Below are 19,857 nucleotides of genomic sequence, written 5' to 3'. Positions count from 1 at the left end.
CCTGAAAAGCAGGGGCGCGGGGAACTGCGCGATCAGCCCCCATCCCATCCACCCGCACCCGTTGACGCGCCGAACCCTCCGAGTTCTCAGGCGCCCGATCGACATCCCCACCCGACCCAAAGGTGACCCATGCCCGCCGCCCCCGAGTTGATCTCCCCGCGCTCCGCCCGTGTCTCCGCCGCGCGGCGGCTCGCGAAGCGGAACTTCCGGGGGAAGGACCGCCTGTTCCTGGCGGAGGGGCCGCAGGCCGTGCGGGAGGCGGCCGGGCACGCGGACACACTGGTCGAACTGTTCGCGACGGTCGAGGCCGCGGAGCGGTACGCCGACATCGTGGGGGAGGCCCGCGCGGTCGGTGCGCGGGTGCACCTCGCCGACGAGGCGGTCATCGCCGACATCTCCACGACAGTCACCCCGCAGGGGCTCGTCGGGATCTGCCGGTTCCTCGACACCCCCTTCGAGGAGATCCTGAAGAGCCGCCCCAAGCTCGTCGCCGTCCTCGCCCACGTCCGTGACCCCGGGAACGCCGGCACCGTACTGCGCTGCGCCGACGCCGCCGGCGCCGAGGCGGTCGTGCTCACCGACGCGTCCGTCGACCTCTACAACCCCAAGGCCGTACGCGCCTCCGTCGGGTCGTTGTTCCATCTGCCGGTGGCCGTGGGAGTGCCCGTCGAGGAGGCCGTGGCGGGACTCAAGGGCGCCGGTGTGCGGATCGTCGCCGCCGATGGGGCGGGGCAGGACGACCTCGACGACGAGCTGGACAAGGGGACGATGGGCGGGCCCACGGCCTGGGTGTTCGGGAACGAGGCGTGGGGACTGCCGGAGGAGACGCGGGGGCTGGCCGACGCCGTCGTACGCGTGCCGATCCACGGAAAGGCGGAAAGCCTGAACCTGGCGACCGCCGCCGCCGTATGTCTCTACGCGTCCGCCCGTGCACAGCGCGCCTTCGGAGGGTGCCGCACCGTCACGCCCAGCTAGTAGGGTGACGGGCTCGGGGGCCCACTGCACAACGCGAGAGGTGGGGTACGGGGATGAGGGTCGGCACGAGCAGCGCACTGGGGGCACGGGATGTGCTCGCCACATCCGCGGCCAGGCAGGATGATCTCACCGAGCTCGGCATCGACCCCGACGACCTCCCCGACGGACTGGTCGTGGCCGACGAGAACGGCCGCGTGATCTGCTTCAATGCCGCCGCCGCCCGGATCACCGCCACCCCCGCAGCCGACGCCCTCGGCCGCCCGCTCGAATGGGCCCTTCCGTTAGAAGACCTCGAAGGCCGCCGCTGGTGGCAGCTGACCGACCCGTACGGGGGGCTCGCCATCCGGGTCGGACAGCCCGAGCGGAACCTGCTGCTGCCCGGGGCGCGCGAAATTCTCGTATCGGCCCGCTACATCCGTACGAAGCCGATGGGGCCCGTCCGCCGGGTCGTCGTCTCCCTGCGCGACACCGAGGCCCGGCGCCGCACCGAGCGCAGCCACGCCGAGCTGATCGCCACCGTGGCCCATGAACTGCGGTCGCCGCTGACGTCGGTCAAGGGGTTCACCGCCACCCTGCTGGCCAAGTGGGAGCGGTTCACCGACGACCAGAAGAAGCTGATGCTGGAGACCGTGGACGCCGACGCCAATCGCGTCACGCGGCTCATCGCCGAGCTGCTCGACATCTCGAGGATCGACTCCGGGCGGCTCGAAGTGCGGCGGCAGCCTGTCGACATCGGCGCGGCCGTCGGACGGCACATCCAGGCGTACGTCGCCGCGGGGCAGCCCGCCGACAGGTTCCTGCTGCGGATCGAGCAGCCGCTGCCCGATCTGTGGGCCGACCCGGACAAGATCGACCAGGTGCTGAGCAACCTGCTCGAAAATGCGGTGCGGCACGGCGAGGGAACCGTCACCATTGACGTCACGCCCGCCGCGTCCCCCCGGGAAGGGGACGGCCATCCAAATGCTGCCACATCGGTCACCGTGAGCGACGAGGGCGCCGGCATCCCGGAGGAGTCCATGAACCGCGTCTTCACCCGCTTCTGGCGGGGCAGCAAGCGCGGCGGCACCGGCCTCGGGCTGTACATCGTCAAGGGCATCGTCGAAGCCCACGGCGGCACCATCACGGTCGGACGCGCCCCCGTCGGCGGCGCCGAGTTCCGATTTACCTTGCCCGTGAGCGCTCCGGCCTACCTGACCTGAGCAGCCTGCGGGCGCATCCGTACACCTCCACCCCGTTAGACTCGGCCTTTGGCACCTTTGTGTCCTGCACACGGCCCTGAGCGCCGGTCACGGGGACCTTCAGCCAGCCAATCGGAAGCACGGGAAGAGATGTCGGCACCGAATAAGTCGTACGACCCTGTAGAGGTCGAGGCCTTGAAACCGGAAGAGATCGAGCGCATGCGGGACGAGGCGCTCGCCGCCTTCGCCGCCGCGGACTCCCTCGACGCGCTCCAGGAGGCCAAGGTCGCCCACACCGGCGGCACCTCCCCGCTGGCCCTCGCCAACCGCGAGATCGGCGCCCTGCCCCCGCAGGCCAAGGCCGCCGCCGGCAAGCTGGTCGGCCAGGCCCGGGGCGCGGTGAACAAGGGCCTCGCCGCCCGCCAGATCGAGCTGGAGGCCGAGCGTGATGCCCGGGTGCTGGTCGAGGAGGCCGTGGACGTCACACTGCCGTACGACCGCGTACCGGCCGGCGCCCGCCACCCGCTCACCACGCTGTCGGAGCGTATCGAGGACGTCTTCGTGGCCATGGGCTACGAGGTCGCCGAGGGCCCCCAGGTCGAGGCCGAGTGGTTCAACTTCGACGCCCTCAACATCGGCCCGGACCACCCGGCCCGCGGCGAGGCCGACACCTTCTTCGTCCAAGGCCCCGAGGGCGGCACCGAGTCCGGCGTCGTGCTGCGCACCCACACCTCGCCCGTGCAGATCCGCTCCCTGCTCGACCGCGAGCTGCCGGTGTACGTGATCTGCCCCGGTGTCGTCTACCGCACCGACGAGCTGGACGCCACGCACACCCCGGTCTTCCGCCAGGTCGAGCTGCTGGCCGTCGACGAGGGCCTCACCATGGCCGATCTCAAGGGCACCATGGACCACATGGTCCAGGCGCTGTTCGGCGAGGGCATGAAGACCCGGCTGCGGCCGAACTTCTTCCCGTTCACCGAGCCGTCCGCCGAGATGGACATGGTGTGCTACGTCTGCCGCGGCGAGTCCGTCGGCAACCCCGACCGCCCCTGCCGTACCTGCTCCAGCGAAGGCTGGATCGAGCTCGGTGGTTGCGGCATGGTCAACCCCAAGGTGCTCACCGCCTGCGGTGTCGACCCCGAGAAGTACAGCGGATTCGCCTTCGGGTTCGGCATCGAGCGGATGCTGATGTTCCGCCACAACGTCGAAGACATGCGAGACATGGTCGAGGGTGACGTCCGGTTCACCCGGCCGTTCGGGATGGAGATCTGATGCGGGTCCCGCTTTCCTGGCTGCGGGAGTACGTCGACCTGCCGGCCACCGAGACCGGCCGTGACGTCCAGGCCAAGCTCATCTCCGCCGGCCTCGAGGTCGAGACGGTCGAGCAGCTCGGCGACGGCCTCAAGGGCCCCCTCGTCGTCGGCCAGGTGCTGACCATCGAGGAGCTGACGGAGTTCAAGAAGCCGATCCGCTTCTGCACCGTCGACGTCTCCACCGCCAACGGCACCGGCGAGCCCCAGGAGATCGTCTGCGGCGCCCGCAACTTCGCGGTGGGCGACAAGGTCGTGGTCGTCCTTCCCGGCGCCGAACTGCCCGGTGGCTTCGCCATCGCCGCCCGCAAGACGTACGGCCGCAACTCGCACGGCATGATCTGCTCCAGCGACGAGCTGGGCATGGGCGACGACGGCACCAAGGGCATCATCGTGCTGCCGCCGGAGACCGAGGTCGGCAAGGACGCCGTCGAGCTGCTGGAGCTCGTCGACGAGGTCCTCGACATCGCCGTCACCGCCAACCGCGGCGACTGCCTGTCGATCCGGGGCGTCGCCCGCGAGACCGCCATCGCCTACGGTCTGCCGCTGCGCGACCCGGCGCTCCTCGACGTCCCGGGCCCGAACGCGTTCGGTCACCCCGTCCAGGTCTCCGACCCGTTCGGCTGCGACCGTTTCACCGCCCGCACCGTCACCGGGCTCGACCCCGAGGCGCGCTCCCCGATCTGGCTCAAGCGCCGGCTGCAGAAGGTCGGCATGCGCCCGATCTCGCTCGCCGTCGACATCACCAACTACGTGATGATGGAGCTGGGCCAGCCGCTGCACGCCTACGACCGTTCCCTGGTCCAGGGCACGATCGGTGTGCGCCGGGCCGAGGAGGGCGAGAAGATCGTCACCCTCGACGGCACCACGCGTACCCTGCACGCCGAGGATCTGGTGATCACCGACGAGCGCGGCCCCATCGGACTCGCCGGTGTCATGGGCGGCGCCGACACGGAGATCGCCGACCACGACGATCTGGAGAACGCCTCGACCGACGTGGTCATCGAGGCCGCCCACTTCGACCAGGTCGCCATCGCGCGCACGGCCCGCCGGCACAAGCTGTCGTCGGAGGCGTCCCGCCGCTTCGAGCGCGGCGTCGACCCGCTGGCCGCGGCCGCCGCAGCCCAGCGGACCGTCGACCTGCTGGTGCTCCTCGCGGGTGGCACGGCCGACGCGGGCGTCACCGAGGTGATCGCCCCGTCCGCGCCGCACACCATCACCGTCCCGGCGAACCACCCGGACAAGGTCGCGGGCGTCGACTACGGCCGCGAGACCGTCGTACGCCGCCTCCAGGAGGTCGGCTGCGACGTCTATGGAAATTCCGCCGCGTGGAACGCGTCGTTGGAGGGTGGTGGTCGGGCGACGGGCGGGAAGGACGACCTGATCGTCACCGTGCCGTCCTGGCGGCCCGACCTCACCGAGGGCAACGACCTCGCCGAGGAGGTCATCCGCCTGGAGGGTTACGAGAACCTGCCCTCCACGCTTCCCAAGCCCCCGTCGGGCCGTGGTCTGACCCACCGGCAGCGGCTGCACCGCCGGGTCGGCCGGGCGCTGGCCGGTGCCGGATTCGTCGAGGCACCCAACTACCCGTTCATCGCCGAGCAGGTCTTCGACCAGCTCGGCCTGGACGCCGACGACCCGGCCCGCCGTGTCGTCAAGCTGACCAACCCGCTCAACGACGAGGAGCCCGCGCTCCGCACGTCGCTGCTGCCGGGCCTGCTGGGTGCGCTGCGGCGCAACGACGGCCGGGGCTCGCACGACCTGGCCCTGTTCGAGACCGGGCTGGTCTTCCTCCCGCGCGAGGAGCAGCGTGTCGCCGTCGCGCTGCCGGTCGACCGCCGGCCCACCGACGAGGAGATCGCGACGCTGAACGCCGCGCTGCCCGAGCAGCCGCGCCATGTCGCCGTCGTCGTCGCCGGAGCCCGCGAGCAGGCCGGCTGGTGGGGCAAGGGCCGCCCGGCCGACTGGGCCGACACCATCGAGGCGGGGCGCGCGGTCGCGCGCGAGGCCGGTGCCGAACTGGTCGTCCGCAAGGGGCAGTACGGTCCTTGGCACCCGGGCCGGTGCGCCGAGTTCGTGGTCGTCGCGGACGGCACCGAGCGGGTCGTCGGCCACGCCGGTGAACTGCACCCGCGCGTGCTCAAGGCGCTCGGGCTGCCGGCCCGGACCGCCGCGATGGAGATCGACCTGGACGCCCTGGAGCAGGTGGGGGACAACACCCCGCACGCACCGAGCATTTCCTCGTTCCCCGTCGCCACGCAGGATGTCGCCCTCGTGGTGGACACGTTCGTGCCGCACGCCGACGTGGAGGCCGCGCTGCGCGAGGGTGCGGGTGAACTGCTGGAGGGCATCCGGCTGTTCGACGTCTACGAGAACGCGGAGCAACTGGGTGACGGGCGGAAGTCGTTGGCGTACGCGCTGCGCTTCCGGGCCGTGGATCGGACACTGACCGTTGATGAGGCTTCGGCGGCTCGGGATGCGGCGGTCGCCCTCGCGGGCGAGCGTACGGGGGCGGTTCTGAGGAGCTAGGGCGCCCAAGGGGCGGGGAGCTGCGGGTTTTCGGCGGCCGCGGGTTGTCCGTGGCTGGTCGCGCAGTTCCCCGCGCCCCTTGTGGGGGCAAGCCCCCACACCCCCACATGCCCCCGCAATCTCCTCACTCATTTGGGTGACAACTTCGGGCGAACTCCCCGATCGGGGCATGCGGTCGACAGAATCGGACCGGCCTTTCGGGGCCTTTCGCGCTGTCCGGGCCTGATGGGGGGCCAACGGCATGATTCGAATCAGGGCTGGGACTCCTCGGCGGGCGTGGTCCCGGGGGCGTCGTCCTTCCGACCGGCGGTCCTTGCGGAGAGCGCTGGCGTTGGGGCTGCCGGCGGTGTGGGGCGCGACGGCGATCACGTACAAGTGGGTCTGTCCGCTGGCGCAGAGGGACGGGCTCGGGACCCGGATCGCCGGCAGTGCCGTGTTCTTCGCGGTCGGCACCGGGCTGATGCTGCGCGTAAGGCAGGTGATGCTGCGGGAAGTGCGGCAGGCGCGCGAGGTCGCGGGCGCCGCGCAGAGCGTGCTGCTGCGACCGCTGCCCGTGCGGATCGACGGACTGGCCGTCGCCGCCGCGCAGCTCTCCGCCGACCGGGGCGCGAGCGTCGGCGGCGACCTGTACGAGGTGATCGCCACCGAGCACGGCGTACGGGTGGTGATGGGCGACGTACGGGGTCACGGTCTTGCCGCCATCGGCACCGTCGCCGCCGTGCTGGGCAGCTTCCGCGAGGCCGTCCACGACGAGGCCGAACTCGCCGGAGTCCTCGCCCGCCTCGACCGCGCCCTCGCCCGGCATCTCCGCGACCGCGCCCGTGCCGAGGACACCGAGGACTTCGTCACCGTCCTCCTCCTGGAGATCGCCCCCGACGGCGAACTCCACGCCCTCAACTGCGGCCACCCCTGGCCGTATCTCCTCAGCGGCGGCCGAGCGGAACTGCTGGCCGGTGCCGATCCCATGCCCCCGCTGGGCGCGTTTCCCCTCCCCGTCGAGCCGCCGGTCACCCCGTGCGGCCAACTCCTCCCCGGCGAGGCCCTTTTCCTCCACACGGACGGAGTGGAGGACGCGAGGGACCCACAGGGGCGTTTCTTTCCCTTGGCGGGCGCCCTGGCGGAAGCCGTGCGAGGCCGCCCCGTCTCTCCCCAGTCGGTGCTCCGCGCGGTGTTCACCCAACTCCTCCGCCACACAGCGGGAAGGCCCAAGGACGACATCGCGATACTGGTACTCCGCAATGACCGCTTCATCAGCCGAGCGCCGGTTTTCAGGGGCGCGGGGCTGCCTGAATCTGCGGCTCCGCCGCGGGGCGCGACAAGCCACGACGCACCCGCAGCCGACACCCCACCCGTCGCTCCCGCCCCGTAGTCGCCCCCGTTCCGTCCGGCAGGGCCACCGCACTGTACGAGGGGGGAGCCGGCGGCCCGGCCGGCCTCTTGCGAGGCATTTCAGTCAACCGGTCCGAAACTCTCTGCGACAGCGCGCGCACAGCCCGAATTCGGGCATTCCCTTCGCACCCCGTGTGAAAGGGGAGGCGCTACGCTGCCACTCGCCGGCACCGAGCCACCGGAGGGCCTCCATGCAGCCCAACACCCTGCTCGACGCGATCCTCGACGAGGCCGGTATCTCCCACGCCGGTCTCGCCGCGCACGTCAACCAGGCGGGGCGGGCCCGGGGGCTGGCGCTGAGGTACGAACACACCGCCGTGGCACGGTGGTTGAAGGGGCAGCGGCCGCGCGGCCAGGTGCCCGACCTGATCTGTGAGGTGCTGGCCGGGCGGCTGCACCGGACAGTGACCCTCGACGACATAGGGCTCGGCGTGCCCGGCGAGCTGACCTCCCAGCACGGTGCCGGGCTCTCCGGTTTCGTGGAGCGCGCCACCGCCCTGTGGCGCTCCGACGAACAGCAGCGCCCGCATGTCCTCGGTGCTCTCGCCGTCACCGGGACGCCCGCCGTGATGCCCGTCTGGGAGTGGGAGAACCCGCCGGAGGACGTCGATGTGTCCCGTGGCGGACGGCATCGCGTCAGCATGGCCGACATCGAGATGCTGCGCGCGGCCCGTACGCACTACGAGCAGATGTACCGGAAGGCCGGGGGAGTCGCCACCCGCACCCGGATCGTCGGGTTCCTCAACGCGGAGGCCGCGCCGCTGCTGCGGGGCAGCTACACCGACGCCACCGGACGCCAACTGCACCGGGCCACCGGGGGGTTGGTGGCGATCGCCGGGATCTGCGCGTACGACTCCGACGCCCATGGGCTGGCCCAGCGGTACTTCCACCAGGCGCTGCGCCTGGCGAAGGCCAGCGGGGACCGGGGGCTGGGTGCCTATGTCATCGCGCTCCTTGTCAACCAGTCGCTGTTCATGCGGGAGTACCGGCAGGCCGTCGCCTTCGCCGAGGCGGCGCTGCGCACCGCGGGCAAGCACATCACGCCGGCGCTCGCCTCCGACCTCTACGCGATGCAGGCGAAGGCGTACGCGCACCTGGGCGACGGCACGAGTGCGCTGTCCTGCATCCGGCGGGCCGAGCAGGCCGCCGAGCGCATCCGGCGCGGTTACGAACCCGATGAGACCGGCTATGTCCAACCGGGCCTGGTGAACGTACAGGTGGCGGAGGCGTTGCTCAGCCTCGGTGACCTGACGGCTGCGGCGGAGCATGCCGTGGCGGCCGTCGACACCCCGGCGCACGACCGGGGGCGTGTGCACCGGCTCGCGATGCTCAGCCAGATCGAGCTGCGGCAGGGCAACGCGGACAAGGCGGTGGCCACCGCCGTGGAAATGGCCGAGCGGGCGCGGGGAATGGAGTCCATGCGCCTGCGTGACAGACTGCGGGCGGTTCGCGAACACCTCGTGCGCAGCGGCTGCGCGGGGACCTCCGAAGCCGCCGAACTCATCGACGGAGCACTGCGCGTACCGCTCTGACGCCGTCCGCGGGCGCCGCCGTGCACCGGCTGTGCGCCTGCTGTCACCAAGCTCCTGCTGCGATATTGCCACTTACTCGGCGGAAGGTGGCAGAACCATGCAGTGGACGAAACAGAGCGAACAAACTATGTACTCGAACCGCTGGTTCAGCGTCAATCTCGCAGATGTCGCATTGCCGGACGGACGGCACCTCGATCACTTCCTGATCCGGCTGCGGCCCGTGGCCGTGGCCACCGTGATCAACGAGGCCAACGAGGTGCTGCTGTTGTGGCGGCACCGCTTCATCACCGACAGCTGGGGGTGGGAGCTTGCGGCGGGCGTCGTCGAGGACGGCGAAGCCATCGCCGAGGCGGCCGCCCGCGAACTGGAGGAGGAGACCGGATGGCGGCCGGGACCCCTGCACCACCTGATGAGCGTCGAGCCCTCCAACGGGCTCACCGACGCCCGGCACCACATCTACTGGGCCGACGAGGGCGCGTATGTCGGTCACCCGGTGGACGACTTCGAGTCGGACCGCAGGGAATGGGTTCCCCTCAAGCTCGTTCCCGACATGGTCGCCCGCGGCGAGGTCCCGGCCGCCAACATGGCGGCCGCTCTGCTCCTGCTGCACCACCTGCGCCTCGGGCAGGACGCCAAGCCCTGAATCCCCCATCGCGTCCCGCCCGGAGGCCTAGGGTCTGTCGTCCGGATCGTGCCGACTTCGGGCCACAGCACCTGACGACCGCCGGTGAGCGGGGCGATGGGGGTACCTCCCGCGCGAGCGAAGCCGAGCGTGGGGGAGCGTGCAGCTGCAGGGCGGAGGAGGGCGTCGACGCGATGGGGGTCCCTCCCGCTCGAGCGAAGCCGAGCGTGGGGGAGTCGGCAACTGACGACAACGCGGCAGCTGCGCGTGCCAAGCCCTGCGGCCCAGGCATGATCCGGACGACAGGCCCTAGCGGCCCAGCGCCTGCCAGACGGACACCACCAGGGCGCCCAGGGCCGTGAGCGCCGCTACCGCGGGCAGGGGCCAGCGGGCGTGCTCCAGGGTGACGACCCGGGTGTTCAGGTCGTCCAGTTCCTTGGCGCTCTGTTCGGCGCGGTGGCTCAACAGGGTCAGCCCTCCTTCGACGCGTGTGTGCGCCACATCCAGGCGGCGGCGTAACTCTGCGAGTTCGCCGTGGTGCACGGGATGCTCGGGGTCGATGGCCACGAGTCCGCTCCTTTCTGTAGTCATCCCATCCTTTGCCTGCGCACGTGAAGTCAACTCGCCTGGTGGGCGCGTGGGGAGAGTGTGCGAACGGCATATGCGTGTCCGCCGCGCACACGGTGTGTGAATACGACGGGCCCGGCACCGTTCTCCGGTGCCGGGCCCGTGCGGGAAGGCAACTGACCGTCCGTGGTCGGCCTTTGGGGAATCAGGCGTACGAGTAGAAGCCCGACCCCGACTTCCGGCCGAGCCTCCCTGCGTCCACCATGCGCTGGAGCAGCGGGGGAGCGGCGTACAGCGGCTCCTTGTACTCCTCGTACATGCTGTTGGCGATGGAGACGATGGTGTCCAGGCCGATCAGGTCGGAGAGCTTCAGCGGGCCCATCGGGTGGGCGCAGCCCAGCTCCATGCCGTTGTCGATGTCCTCGCGGCCCGCGATGCCCGACTCGAACATCCGGATCGCGGAGAGCAGATACGGCACGAGCAGCGCGTTGACGACGAAGCCCGAGCGGTCCTGGGCGCGCACGGAGTGCTTGCCGAGCACCTTCTCGGCGAACAGCTGCGCCCGGCTGAGGGTGCCCTCGGAGGTGGTGAGCGCCGGGATCAGCTCGACGAGCTTCTGCACCGGGGCCGGGTTGAAGAAGTGGATGCCGATGACGTGGTCGGGCCGCGAGGTGGCGACCGCGAGCTTCACCAGCGGGATGGAGGAGGTGTTCGAGGCGAGGATCGCGTCCGGGCGGGTCACCACCTGGTCGAGCACCTGGAAGATCTGGGTCTTCACCTGCTCGTTCTCCACGACCGCCTCGATGACGAGGTCACGGTCGGCGAACTCGCCGAGGTCGGTGGTGAAGCTCAGGCGCGCCTGCGTCTCGTCCCGCTCCGCCTCGGTGATCTTGCCGCGCTCGGCTGCCTTGGACAGGGAGTTGAACAGCCGGGTACGGCCGAACTCCAGAGCCTCGCCGCTGGTCTCGGCGACCTTCACGTCCAGTCCGGCGCGGGCGCACACCTCGGCGATGCCCGCTCCCATCTGGCCGCAGCCCACGACTCCGACTCGTGCGAGATCTCCCGTTGGGAAGTCCGTCACATCGTCCCTTTCACTGGTCTACGTGCCTGGCAGATACCCCTGGTGTGGGCCTGCGCCAAACCTGCACGTTACCCGCGACGGCTACTGATCAGTATTCCGGGTGTCCCGTGGAAGGCTGGCCCGGGAACGGTCCGCGACGAGGCGGACACGCGGGACGCGGAGGTACGACGATGCATCGGAAGCCACGGATGTCACGACGGGCGTTCTGGGCGACCGCGGCGGTGACACTCCTGGCGGCGGGCGGTGTGGCGGCCGGTACCGCGGCGGCCGGCGGGGAGCCGAGCCCCCGCCGCAGGGCGGCCGAGGGCGAGCTGCGCGGTATGTGGCTGGCCACCGTCGTCAACCGGGACTGGCCCTCCAAGTCGGGCCTGACCGCCGACGAGCAGCGCGCCGAGCTCCTCACCCACCTCGACACCGCCGTGGACCGACGCCTCAACGCGGTGATCTTCCAGGTCCGCCCGACCGCCGACGCGCTCTGGCCCTCCCCGCACGAGCCCTGGTCGCAGTACCTCACCGGCACCCAGGGCAAGGACCCCGGCTGGGACCCGCTGGCCACGGCGGTCGAGGAGGCCCATGCCCGGGGTCTCGAACTGCACGCCTGGTTCAACCCGTACCGGGTCGCCAACCACACCGACCCGAGCCGTCTCGTCGCCTCGCACCCGGCCCGTGAGAACCCCGACTGGGTCGTCCCCTACGGCGGCAAGCTCTACTACAACCCCGGCATCCCCGCCGTCCGCGCCTTCGTCCGGACGGCCATGCTCGACGCCGTACGGAAGTACCCGGTCGACGCCGTGCACTTCGACGACTACTTCTACCCGTACCCGGTGGCGGGTCAGGTCTTCGACGACGACGCGGTGTACGACCGATACGGCGGGAGCTTCCCCAACCGGGCGGCCTGGCGGCGCGACAACATCGACAAGCTGGTGCGGGAGACGGCGGCGGAGATCAAGGTGATCCGCCCCGGCACGCAGTTCGGGATCAGCCCCTTCGGGGTGTGGCGCAACGCCGCGACCGACGAGCGGGGCTCGGACACCCAGGCGGGCGTGCAGACGTACGACGACCTGTACGCGGACACGCGGAAGTGGGTCCGGGAGAACTGGATCGACTACATCGTGCCGCAGCTGTACTGGAACATCGGCTTCGGCGCCGCCGACTACGCCAAGCTGCTGCCCTGGTGGGCCGAGACGGCCCGGGACAGTGGGACGCGGCTGTACATCGGGGAGGCCCTGTACAAGGCGGGCGACCCGGCGCAGCCCGCGGCCTGGCAGGACCCGGCCGAGCTGTCGGCGCACCTCACCCTGGCCCGCGACGTCCCGGAGGCGCGTGGGCACGTCTTCTTCTCGGCCAAGGAGGTCGGGCTCGACAAGATCGGCGCGATGGCACGCGTGGTCGCCGACCACTACCAGCGGCCGGCGGAACCACCGCGCTGACGGGAGCGGGGGGACGGACGCGTGGCGGCTACCTCGGATCCCCGGGGTGACGGACGACCGTGTCCGGGCCCGGGGCCATCAGCGCCTCGTGCCCGTCGTCGTCGAACCTGACCCGGTAGGGCGGATTCCCGTTCTGGCCGAGCACCTCCAGGACCTCCGCGGTCCGGTCGTGGTGCCCGACGGTCCTGCCGTGCACCAGCAGGGTGTCGCCTACAGCTGCCTCCATCGGGGGCCTCCTCGTCTAGCACGGGAGTGGCGGTCCGTGACCGCAGTCTATTGCGGGCGGCGCCGGTTGGACCGGTGTGCGTACGGGCTCTCAGGCGGATGTGCGCTGGGTGACCGCGATGCAGACCAGCACGGCGACGGCCGTCAGGGGCGCGGCCGGGGTGAGCTGCTCCCCGAGGAGCAGCACCGACCACACCAGTGTGAGCAGCGGCTGCGCCAACTGCAACTGGCTGGCCTTCGGTATACCGATCGCCGCCATGCCCCGGTACCAGACGACCAGCCCCAGGAACTGGGACCCGGCCGCCACCCACAGCAGCCCGGCCACACTGTGCGCGGTCAGCTGGACCGGCTCGTACGACAGGGCCAGCAGCGCGCCCGGCACGCTCAGCGGCAGACAGAGCACCAGGGCCCAGCCGATGACCTGCCAGCCGGGCATCACCCGGGCCAGTCGGCCGCCCTCGGTGTAGCCGGCCGCGCACGCCAGCAGGGCGCCGAAGAGATAGAGGTCGGCCGTCGTGAGGGCGCCGCCGCTCTGTGCCACGGTGAACGTGAGGACTGCGGCGGCCCCTGTGAGGGCGGCGGCCCAGAAGGTGCGTGAGGGGCGCGTGCCCATGCGCAGCGCCGAGAACAGCGCGGTCGTCAGCGGGAGCAGACCGACCACGACGGCGGCGTGCGCGGTGGTCGAGGTCTGCAGGGCGAGCGTGGTGAGCAGGGGGAAACCGACGACCACTCCGGCGGCCACGACCGCGAGCCCTGCCCAGTGCCGACGGCCGGGCAGCCGCACGCTCCCCCACGCTCGGCTGCGCTCGCGCGGGGGGACCCCCACCGCCAGCAGGCAGCCGCCCGCGATGACGGCGGCGAGGACGCTGCGCACGGCGACGAGGGACCAGGGGCCGAAGCCCTCCAGACCCCAGGCGGTGGCGGGGAAGGTGAGGGAGAACGCGGTCACGCCGAGGGCGGCTTGGAGGGTGCCGCCGGTGCGGTGGCGGTGGCGGTGGCGGGGCTCGGTCTCGGGCACGGCCGGGCAGGTGTCGGTGCAGGTGTCGGTGCAGGTGTCGGTGTCGGTGCCGGTGTCGGCGTCGGCGGAGGACCGGGTTCCGGAGGTGGCCGGTCGCGGGTCGGTGCCTTCCGGGTGACCGCCCACCGCTACTGAACTGTGGGCGATAGCGCTACTCTCTACTCTCATGCATGAGCGTAGCAGTGTCGCGGAACTGGCCGAACAGCTGCGAGGGGAGCTGGACCGCTACTCTCTTGGTGGAAAGCTGCCGTCGAGCCGGGCCCTCGTCGAGCGGTTCCGGGTGAGCCCGGTGACCGTCTCGCGGGCCCTGGCGCAGTTGTCCGCCGAGGGGCTCGTGGTGACGCGGCCCGGGGCGGGCGCCTTCCGGGCACGGCCGCGCGAGAGCGGTGCGGCGGTCGTGGGGGACACGTCCTGGCAGGAGGTCGCGCTGAGCGCGGACGGCAGTGCCGAGCCGTCGCCCCGCACGGTGGACGCCTCCGGAGTGCTGGTCTCGCTCGCCTCTCCGCCGCCCGGCGTGATCGAGTTCAACGGCGGCTATCTGCACCCGTCGCTGCAGCCGGAACAGGCCATGGGCGCGGCCCTGTCGAGGGCCGGGCGGCGGCCCGGGGTGTGGGCGCGGCCGCCGGTCGAGGGCGTTTGGGAACTGCGCGAGTGGTTCGCGCGGAGCATCGGCGGGGCGATCACCGCGGCCGAGGTGATCGTCGCGGCGGGCGGCCAGTCCGCCCTGACCACCGCCCTGCGCGCGCTCGCGCCGCCCGGGGCACCCGTGCTGGTCGAATCGCCCACCTATCCGGGCATGCTGGCGATCGCGCGGGCGGCCGGGCTGCGGCCCGTCCCGGTGCCGATGGACGCGGACGGGGTCAGACCCGCCCTGCTCGCGGACGCGTTCAAGGCGTCCGGCGCCCGTGTCTTCGTCTGCCAGCCGCTCTTCCAGAACCCCACCGGCGCCGCCCTGTCGGCCGACCGCAGGGGCGAGGTGCTGCGCATCGCCCGCGAGGCTGGGGCCTTCGTCGTGGAGGACGACTTCGTACGCCGTCTCGCGCACGAGGACTCCGGGCCCCTGCCGCGACCGCTGGCGGCCGACGACTCCGACGGCGTGGTCGTGCACGTCTCCTCGCTGACCAAGGCGACCTCGCCCAGCCTCCGGGTGGGTGCCCTGGCCGCCCGGGGCCCGGTCCTGGAACGGCTGCGCGCCATCCAGGTCGTCGACACCTTCTTCGTGCCGCGCCCCCTCCAGGAGGCAGCCCTCGAACTCGTCGGCTCGTCCGCCTGGCCCCGCCATCTCCGAGCGGTCTCAAGGGAGTTGAAGAACCGCCGGGACACGCTGACCTCCGCGCTGCGCCTGCGGCTCCCCGAACTCGCCCTGCCCCACATCCCCTCCGGCGGCTACCACCTGTGGCTGCGCCTCCCCGACGGCACGGACGAGCCCGCCATGGTCGCCGCCGCCCTCCGCGCGGGCGTCGCCGTCACCCCCGGCCGCCCCTACTTCAGCGCCGAACCTCCGGCCGGGCACCTGCGGTTGAGCTTCGCCGGTGTCGCCGGGGTGGGGGAGATCGCGGAAGGGGTGAGGCGGCTGAAGGCGGCCGTAAACGGTTCGACAGCGGGCTCCTGGCCTGCGAACGTCCAGCCATGAGCGACGAGTCGACCCTGCCCGGCCTGCCCGAGGGCTACGAGATGTCCGACGACCCCGACCGCATCGATGTCGGACGGGTCCACCACTGGCTGTCCACCGACGCGTACTGGGCCCTCGGCCGCCCCCGCGAGAAGCACGAGAACGCGATCCGCGGATCCCTCAACTTCGGGGTGTACGAGGCGGGTTCGGGGGAGCAGGTCGCGTACGCGCGGGTGGTGACCGACCGGGCCACGTTCGCGTGGCTCTGCGATGTGTACGTCGACCCGTCGGCGCGCGGGAAGGGGCTGGGCACGGCCCTGGTCGCGGCCGTGCGCGAGCAGCTGCGGCCGTACGGGCTGCGCCGCATCCTGCTCGCCACGCACGACGCGCACGGCGTCTACGCGAAGCTCGGCTTCGAGCCGCTCGCCAAGCCGGACCAGTGGATGGCGCTTGTGTTCGAGTGAGTTGCCGGCCTCGACGACGAGCGGCCCGGGTGAGTGGCCCGGGTACGGCGACGAACGCTGCGGGTGAGGGCCGGGGAACCCCGGGTAACTCCTGAGTAACGCCTCTTGACCTGCGGAGTAACCCGTTCCACCATCGCCGCATGCATCTTCGGGTCACGTTCGTCGCCGCCGCGCGCTGCTCCTCGCTGCTCGCGGAGCGTTTCGAGGACGACCGGCCGCTGGACCAGGCCGGCTGGGACGAAGTGCAGCGCGCCGCCCATGAGCTGGTGCCGCTGGCGGCGGCCGAGCTGCGCTACTGCTCGCCGACGCCCCGCAGCCGGGCCACCGGCGACGCCCTCGGCTACGCGCCGCTGGCCCAGCCCGCGCTGCGGGACTGCGACATGGGCCGCTGGCGTGGCTTCACACTCGGCGAGGCCATGGCCCGGGAGCCCTCGGCCGTGGACGCCTGGCTCGCCGACCCGCACGCCACGCCGCACGGCGGCGAGTCGCTGATCGCCTTCATCTCCCGCATAGGTGGCTGGCTCGAAACCCGTCCGGCGGGCGAGGGCGGCCGCATCGTCGCCGTGGCCGAGCCGTCCGTGCTGCGTGCCGCCCTCGTCTTCGCGCTGAAGGCCCCGCCGTCGTCGTACTGGAACATGGACATCCGCCCGTTGTCGACGGTCACGGTCGCGGGTCACGCGGGCCGCTGGAACCTGCGGTTGGGCGCAGCGCGGTAGGCGGGGCTCAGGTTCTCAACGCACTCGCTCGCGTGTGTAGCCGGTGACCAGGAGCTGGTCCTTCGCGGGGCCGCCGACCCGCCAGGTCGTCCGCCAGTGGTCCTCGTCGTCCACCTCGAACTCGCCCCGGTAGAGGTCGGCGAGGCAGGGGTGGTCCGTGCGCCAGTGGCCGGTGGTCAGGTCCAGGTCGTGGAAGGGGCGGCCGTCGGCGAAGCGCACGTCCGCCGTGCCGGGGGTGGGGCCCGGCAGGAAGCGCAGGGTACGTTCGGCGGGGCGCGGGACGCCCTGCCAGACGAAAGTTCCGACCTCCCTGTGGAGAAGGCCGCCGTCGTTCAGCGGGCTGAAAACGGTCGTTCCCGTGAACTCCCCTTCGGCCCCGCTCGCGAGATCCCGCACGGACCGCAGGACCCGCCAACGCCCGGAGAGATGGGCCAGTACATCAGGAACTGGCAGGAAATCGCCCATCCGTCCTTCACTTTCGACACTTTCGGTGCTGTGCGACCCGTTGACGCTGTCTTGGTCACCTCCCTATCTTGCCGTTCGATGTGCTGATCATTGTCTGATATTTCGAACAACTCCATGACCCCCACCCCGAGCCGCGGAGTATCCATGTCACGCAGCACCCGCACCCGTTGGAGACTCGGCCTCACCGCCACCGCCTTCCTGGTGGCGGCCGCCTCCGTCCCGGCGCCCGCGCACGCCGAGGACGTCACCGACTACGCGATCACAGTCGACCCCTCCGCCAAGGGCGCGAAGATCGACGACACGATGTACGGCGTCTTCTTCGAGGACATCAACCGGGCCGCCGACGGCGGTCTGTACGCCGAACTCGTGCAGAACCGGTCCTTCGAGTACTCGACCGCCGACAACCGCGCGTACACCCCCCTCACCTCCTGGGCCGTCGACGGCGCCGCGCAGGTCGTGAACGACGCCGGCCGGCTCAATGAGCGCAACCGCAACTACCTCTCCCTGGGCGCCGGTTCGGCCGTCACGAACGCCGGCTACAACAGCGGGGTCCGCGTCGAGGAGGGCAAGAAATACGACTTCTCGGTGTGGGCACGCGCCGAGAACCGTACGACGCTGACCGTCACCCTCCAGGACGCCGACGGCACGCTCGCCAAGGCCCGCCGGGTGGCGGTCAAGGGCGGCTGGGCCAAGTACCGGGCCACCTTCACCGCGACCCGTACCAGCAGTGACGGCCGTCTCGCCGTCGCCTCCGCCGGTGCCGCGGCCCTCGACGAGGTGTCCCTCTTCCCGCGCGACACCTACAAGGGCCACAAGAACGGTCTGCGCAAGGACCTCGCCGAGAAGATCGCCGCGCTGCAGCCGGGATTCGTCCGCTTCCCCGGCGGCTGCCTCGTCAACACCGGCTCGATGCAGGACTACAGCGAGGCCTCGAACTGGGAGCGCAAGCGCTCGTACCAGTGGAAGGACACCATAGGCCCGGTCGAGCAGCGCGCCACCAACGCCAATTTCTGGGGCTACAACCAGAGTTACGGCCTCGGCTACTACGAGTACTTCCAGTTCTCCGAGGACGTCGGCGCGATGCCGCTGCCCGTGGTGCCCGCCCTCGTCACCGGCTGCGGGCAGAACAGGGCCACCGACGACGAGTCCCTGCTCCAGCGGCACATCCAGGACACGCTCGACCTCATCGAGTTCGCCAACGGGCCCGTGACCAGCAAGTGGGGCAAGAAGCGGGCCCAGATGGGCCACCCGAAGCCCTTCCACCTCACCCACCTCGGCGTCGGCAACGAGGAGAATCTGCCGAACGAGTTCTTCGCCCGCTTCCAGAAGTTCCGGGCCGCCATCGAGGCGAAGTACCCGGACATCACGGTGATCTCGAACTCCGGCCCCGACGACACGGGCACCACCTTCGACACCGCGTGGAAGCTGAACCGCGAGGCGAACGTCGACATGGTCGACGAGCACTACTACAACAGCCCGCAGTGGTTCCTCCAGAACAACGACCGCTACGACGCCTACGACCGGAGCGGCCCGAAGGTCTTCCTCGGCGAGTACGCCTCCCAGGGCAACGCCTTCAAGAACGCCCTCTCCGAAGCCGCGTTCATGACCGGCCTGGAGCGCAACGCCGACATCGTGAAGCTCGCCTCCTACGCTCCGCTCCTCGCCAACGAGGACTATGTGCAGTGGAGCCCCGACATGATCTGGTTCAACAACCAGGCGTCGTGGAACTCCGCCAACTACGAGGCCCAGAAGCTCTTCATGAACAACGTCGGGGACCGTGTGGTGCCGTCGACGGCCACCGGTACGCCGGCGCTCTCCGGCCCGATCACCGGAGCCGTGGGCCTCTCCACCTGGGCGACGACAGCGGCGTACGACGATGTGCAGGTGACCTCGGCGGACGGTACGAGGCTGCTCACCGACGACTTCAGCGGTGACGCCTCGAAGTGGACCCACACCGGCAAGGGCAGCTGGAGCGTCCAGGACGGGCAGTACGTGCAGACCGATGTGGCCGCCGAGAACACGTTGGTCTCGGCCGGAGACACCGCCTGGCACGACTACGACGTGAAGGTGAAGGCCACGAAGAAGTCCGGCAAGGAGGGCTTCCTGGTCGCCTTCGGCGTCAAGGACACCGGGAACTTCTACTGGTGGAACCTCGGCGGCTGGAACAACACCACCAGCGCGGTCGAGCAGGCCGTGGACGGCGGCAAGTCCTCGCTGATCTCCAAGCCGGGCACGATCGAGACGGGCCGTACGTACGACGTCGAGGTCAAGGTGCGGGGGCGGCAGGTGACCCTGCTGCTCGACGGCCAGGAGTGGGGCAGCTTCACCGACAACAAGCCGGCGGAGCCGTTCCGGCAGGTCGTGACGCGTGACGCGAAGACCGGTGATCTGATCGTCAAGGTCGTCAACGCACAGTCCGTGGCCGCGCGTACGGCCATCGACCTCGGGGGTGCGAAGGTGCGCTCGAAGGCCCGGGTGACCACGCTCACGGCCGCGCCGGACGCGGTGAACACGGAGACGGCTACGCCGGTCGCGCCGGTCACGTCTACGTTCAGTGGGGTGGCTGGGGAGTTCAGCTACACGTTTCCGGCCAACTCCGTGACGTTCTTGCGCATCAAGAAGCGGTGATGGTGGGGGCGGCCTGGGCTCTGTGAGCCGGGTGCGGGTGTGTGGGGGCTGGTCGTGCCCACGCGGCGGAGCCGCATGATCGACACAGCCCCGCGCCCCTGGTCGGGCCTCCGGCC

Annotated in this window: 17 protein-coding genes; 12 read left to right on the top strand and 5 right to left on the bottom strand. The window is 71.0% G+C overall.

The features are described 5' to 3' along the window. Positions 1-129 precede the first annotated feature (129 nt). The 7 genes from ACFU53_RS37050 to ACFU53_RS37020 all read left to right on the top strand — a co-directional run bounded on the left by ACFU53_RS37050 (position 130) and on the right by ACFU53_RS37020 (position 9,556). The gene (locus tag ACFU53_RS37050; protein WP_384002860.1) at positions 130-975 is read left to right on the top strand and encodes a TrmH family RNA methyltransferase; all 846 of its coding nucleotides are present in this window, start codon (positions 130-132) and stop codon (positions 973-975) included. 53 nt (positions 976-1,028) lie between these two features. Then, the gene (locus ACFU53_RS37045; RefSeq protein WP_384002857.1) at positions 1,029-2,174 is read left to right on the top strand and encodes an ATP-binding protein; all 1,146 of its coding nucleotides are present in this window, start codon (positions 1,029-1,031) and stop codon (positions 2,172-2,174) included. Between the two features lie 129 nt (positions 2,175-2,303). Further along, complete coding sequence (gene pheS / locus ACFU53_RS37040) at positions 2,304-3,425, top strand: phenylalanine--tRNA ligase subunit alpha (protein WP_384002854.1); 1,122 nt, start codon at positions 2,304-2,306, stop codon at positions 3,423-3,425. Next, the gene (gene pheT / locus ACFU53_RS37035) at positions 3,425-5,992 is read left to right on the top strand and encodes a phenylalanine--tRNA ligase subunit beta (protein WP_384002851.1); all 2,568 of its coding nucleotides are present in this window, start codon (positions 3,425-3,427) and stop codon (positions 5,990-5,992) included. The genes pheS and pheT overlap by 1 nt, the downstream gene beginning before the upstream one ends. Before the next feature lie 313 nt (positions 5,993-6,305). Next, positions 6,306-7,361 carry a PP2C family protein-serine/threonine phosphatase gene (locus ACFU53_RS37030; RefSeq protein WP_384002848.1) on the top strand — a complete coding sequence of 352 codons (1,056 nt, stop codon included), beginning with the start codon at positions 6,306-6,308 and terminating at the stop codon, positions 7,359-7,361. Positions 7,362-7,572: 211 nt separating this feature from the next. Continuing rightward, on the top strand, positions 7,573-8,913 hold the full coding sequence (locus ACFU53_RS37025) for a transcriptional regulator (protein ID WP_384002845.1): 1,341 nt from the start codon (positions 7,573-7,575) through the stop codon (positions 8,911-8,913). A gap of 97 nt (positions 8,914-9,010) precedes the next feature. Beyond that, positions 9,011-9,556, top strand: coding sequence for an NUDIX domain-containing protein (locus ACFU53_RS37020; RefSeq protein WP_384002842.1), 546 nt, complete (start codon positions 9,011-9,013; stop codon positions 9,554-9,556). A gap of 288 nt (positions 9,557-9,844) precedes the next feature. Here ACFU53_RS37020 and ACFU53_RS37015 read toward each other — a convergent pair whose 3' ends face one another. Together ACFU53_RS37015 and ACFU53_RS37010 are read right to left on the bottom strand one after the other, a co-directional pair. Further along, positions 9,845-10,102 carry a hypothetical protein gene (locus ACFU53_RS37015; RefSeq protein ID WP_046916210.1) on the bottom strand — a complete coding sequence of 86 codons (258 nt, stop codon included), beginning with the start codon at positions 10,100-10,102 and terminating at the stop codon, positions 9,845-9,847. A gap of 205 nt (positions 10,103-10,307) precedes the next feature. After that, the gene (locus tag ACFU53_RS37010; protein WP_384002838.1) at positions 10,308-11,183 is read right to left on the bottom strand and encodes a 3-hydroxybutyryl-CoA dehydrogenase; all 876 of its coding nucleotides are present in this window, start codon (positions 11,181-11,183) and stop codon (positions 10,308-10,310) included. A 188-nt stretch (positions 11,184-11,371) separates the two neighbouring features. On the opposite strand from ACFU53_RS37010, the gene ACFU53_RS37005 reads away from it, so the two are divergent. Continuing rightward, entirely contained in the window at positions 11,372-12,613 is a 1,242-nt protein-coding gene (locus ACFU53_RS37005; protein WP_384002835.1) for a glycoside hydrolase family 10 protein, read from the top strand. A 28-nt stretch (positions 12,614-12,641) separates the two neighbouring features. On the opposite strand, the gene ACFU53_RS37000 is transcribed toward ACFU53_RS37005, so the two are convergent. After that, a complete protein-coding gene (locus ACFU53_RS37000) occupies positions 12,642-12,839 on the bottom strand; it encodes a DUF1918 domain-containing protein (RefSeq protein WP_384002832.1) in 198 nt (65 codons plus the stop codon). Between the two features lie 90 nt (positions 12,840-12,929). Beyond that, the gene (locus ACFU53_RS36995; RefSeq protein WP_384002829.1) at positions 12,930-14,024 is read right to left on the bottom strand and encodes a DMT family transporter; all 1,095 of its coding nucleotides are present in this window, start codon (positions 14,022-14,024) and stop codon (positions 12,930-12,932) included. Between ACFU53_RS36995 and ACFU53_RS36990 the strand changes: the two genes are divergently transcribed. The 3 genes from ACFU53_RS36990 to ACFU53_RS36980 all read left to right on the top strand — a co-directional run bounded on the left by ACFU53_RS36990 (position 14,023) and on the right by ACFU53_RS36980 (position 16,648). Beyond that, positions 14,023-15,489, top strand: coding sequence for a PLP-dependent aminotransferase family protein (locus ACFU53_RS36990; RefSeq protein WP_384002826.1), 1,467 nt, complete (start codon positions 14,023-14,025; stop codon positions 15,487-15,489). The genes ACFU53_RS36995 and ACFU53_RS36990 overlap by 2 nt on opposite strands. Further along, entirely contained in the window at positions 15,486-15,932 is a 447-nt protein-coding gene (locus ACFU53_RS36985; protein WP_384002823.1) for a GNAT family N-acetyltransferase, read from the top strand. Before ACFU53_RS36990 ends, ACFU53_RS36985 begins: the two co-directional genes overlap by 4 nt. 140 nt (positions 15,933-16,072) lie before the next feature. Further along, the gene (locus ACFU53_RS36980; RefSeq protein ID WP_384002820.1) at positions 16,073-16,648 is read left to right on the top strand and encodes a histidine phosphatase family protein; all 576 of its coding nucleotides are present in this window, start codon (positions 16,073-16,075) and stop codon (positions 16,646-16,648) included. A gap of 15 nt (positions 16,649-16,663) precedes the next feature. Here the strand turns inward: ACFU53_RS36980 and ACFU53_RS36975 are convergent, their stop codons facing one another. Then, positions 16,664-17,113 carry a DUF6314 family protein gene (locus ACFU53_RS36975; protein ID WP_384002817.1) on the bottom strand — a complete coding sequence of 150 codons (450 nt, stop codon included), beginning with the start codon at positions 17,111-17,113 and terminating at the stop codon, positions 16,664-16,666. Positions 17,114-17,257: 144 nt separating this feature from the next. On the opposite strand from ACFU53_RS36975, the gene ACFU53_RS36970 reads away from it, so the two are divergent. Beyond that, positions 17,258-19,741 (top strand): alpha-L-arabinofuranosidase C-terminal domain-containing protein, encoded by a 2,484-nt coding sequence (locus tag ACFU53_RS36970; RefSeq protein ID WP_384002814.1) that lies wholly within the window; start codon positions 17,258-17,260, stop codon positions 19,739-19,741. Positions 19,742-19,857: the final 116 nt, after the last annotated feature.

Source organism: Streptomyces sp. NPDC057474, assembly GCF_042802555.1.
Lineage (GTDB): Bacteria > Actinomycetota > Actinomycetes > Streptomycetales > Streptomycetaceae > Streptomyces.
Note: the sequence above shows the minus strand (reverse complement) of the source record. Positions and strands in the feature narration are given on the sequence as shown.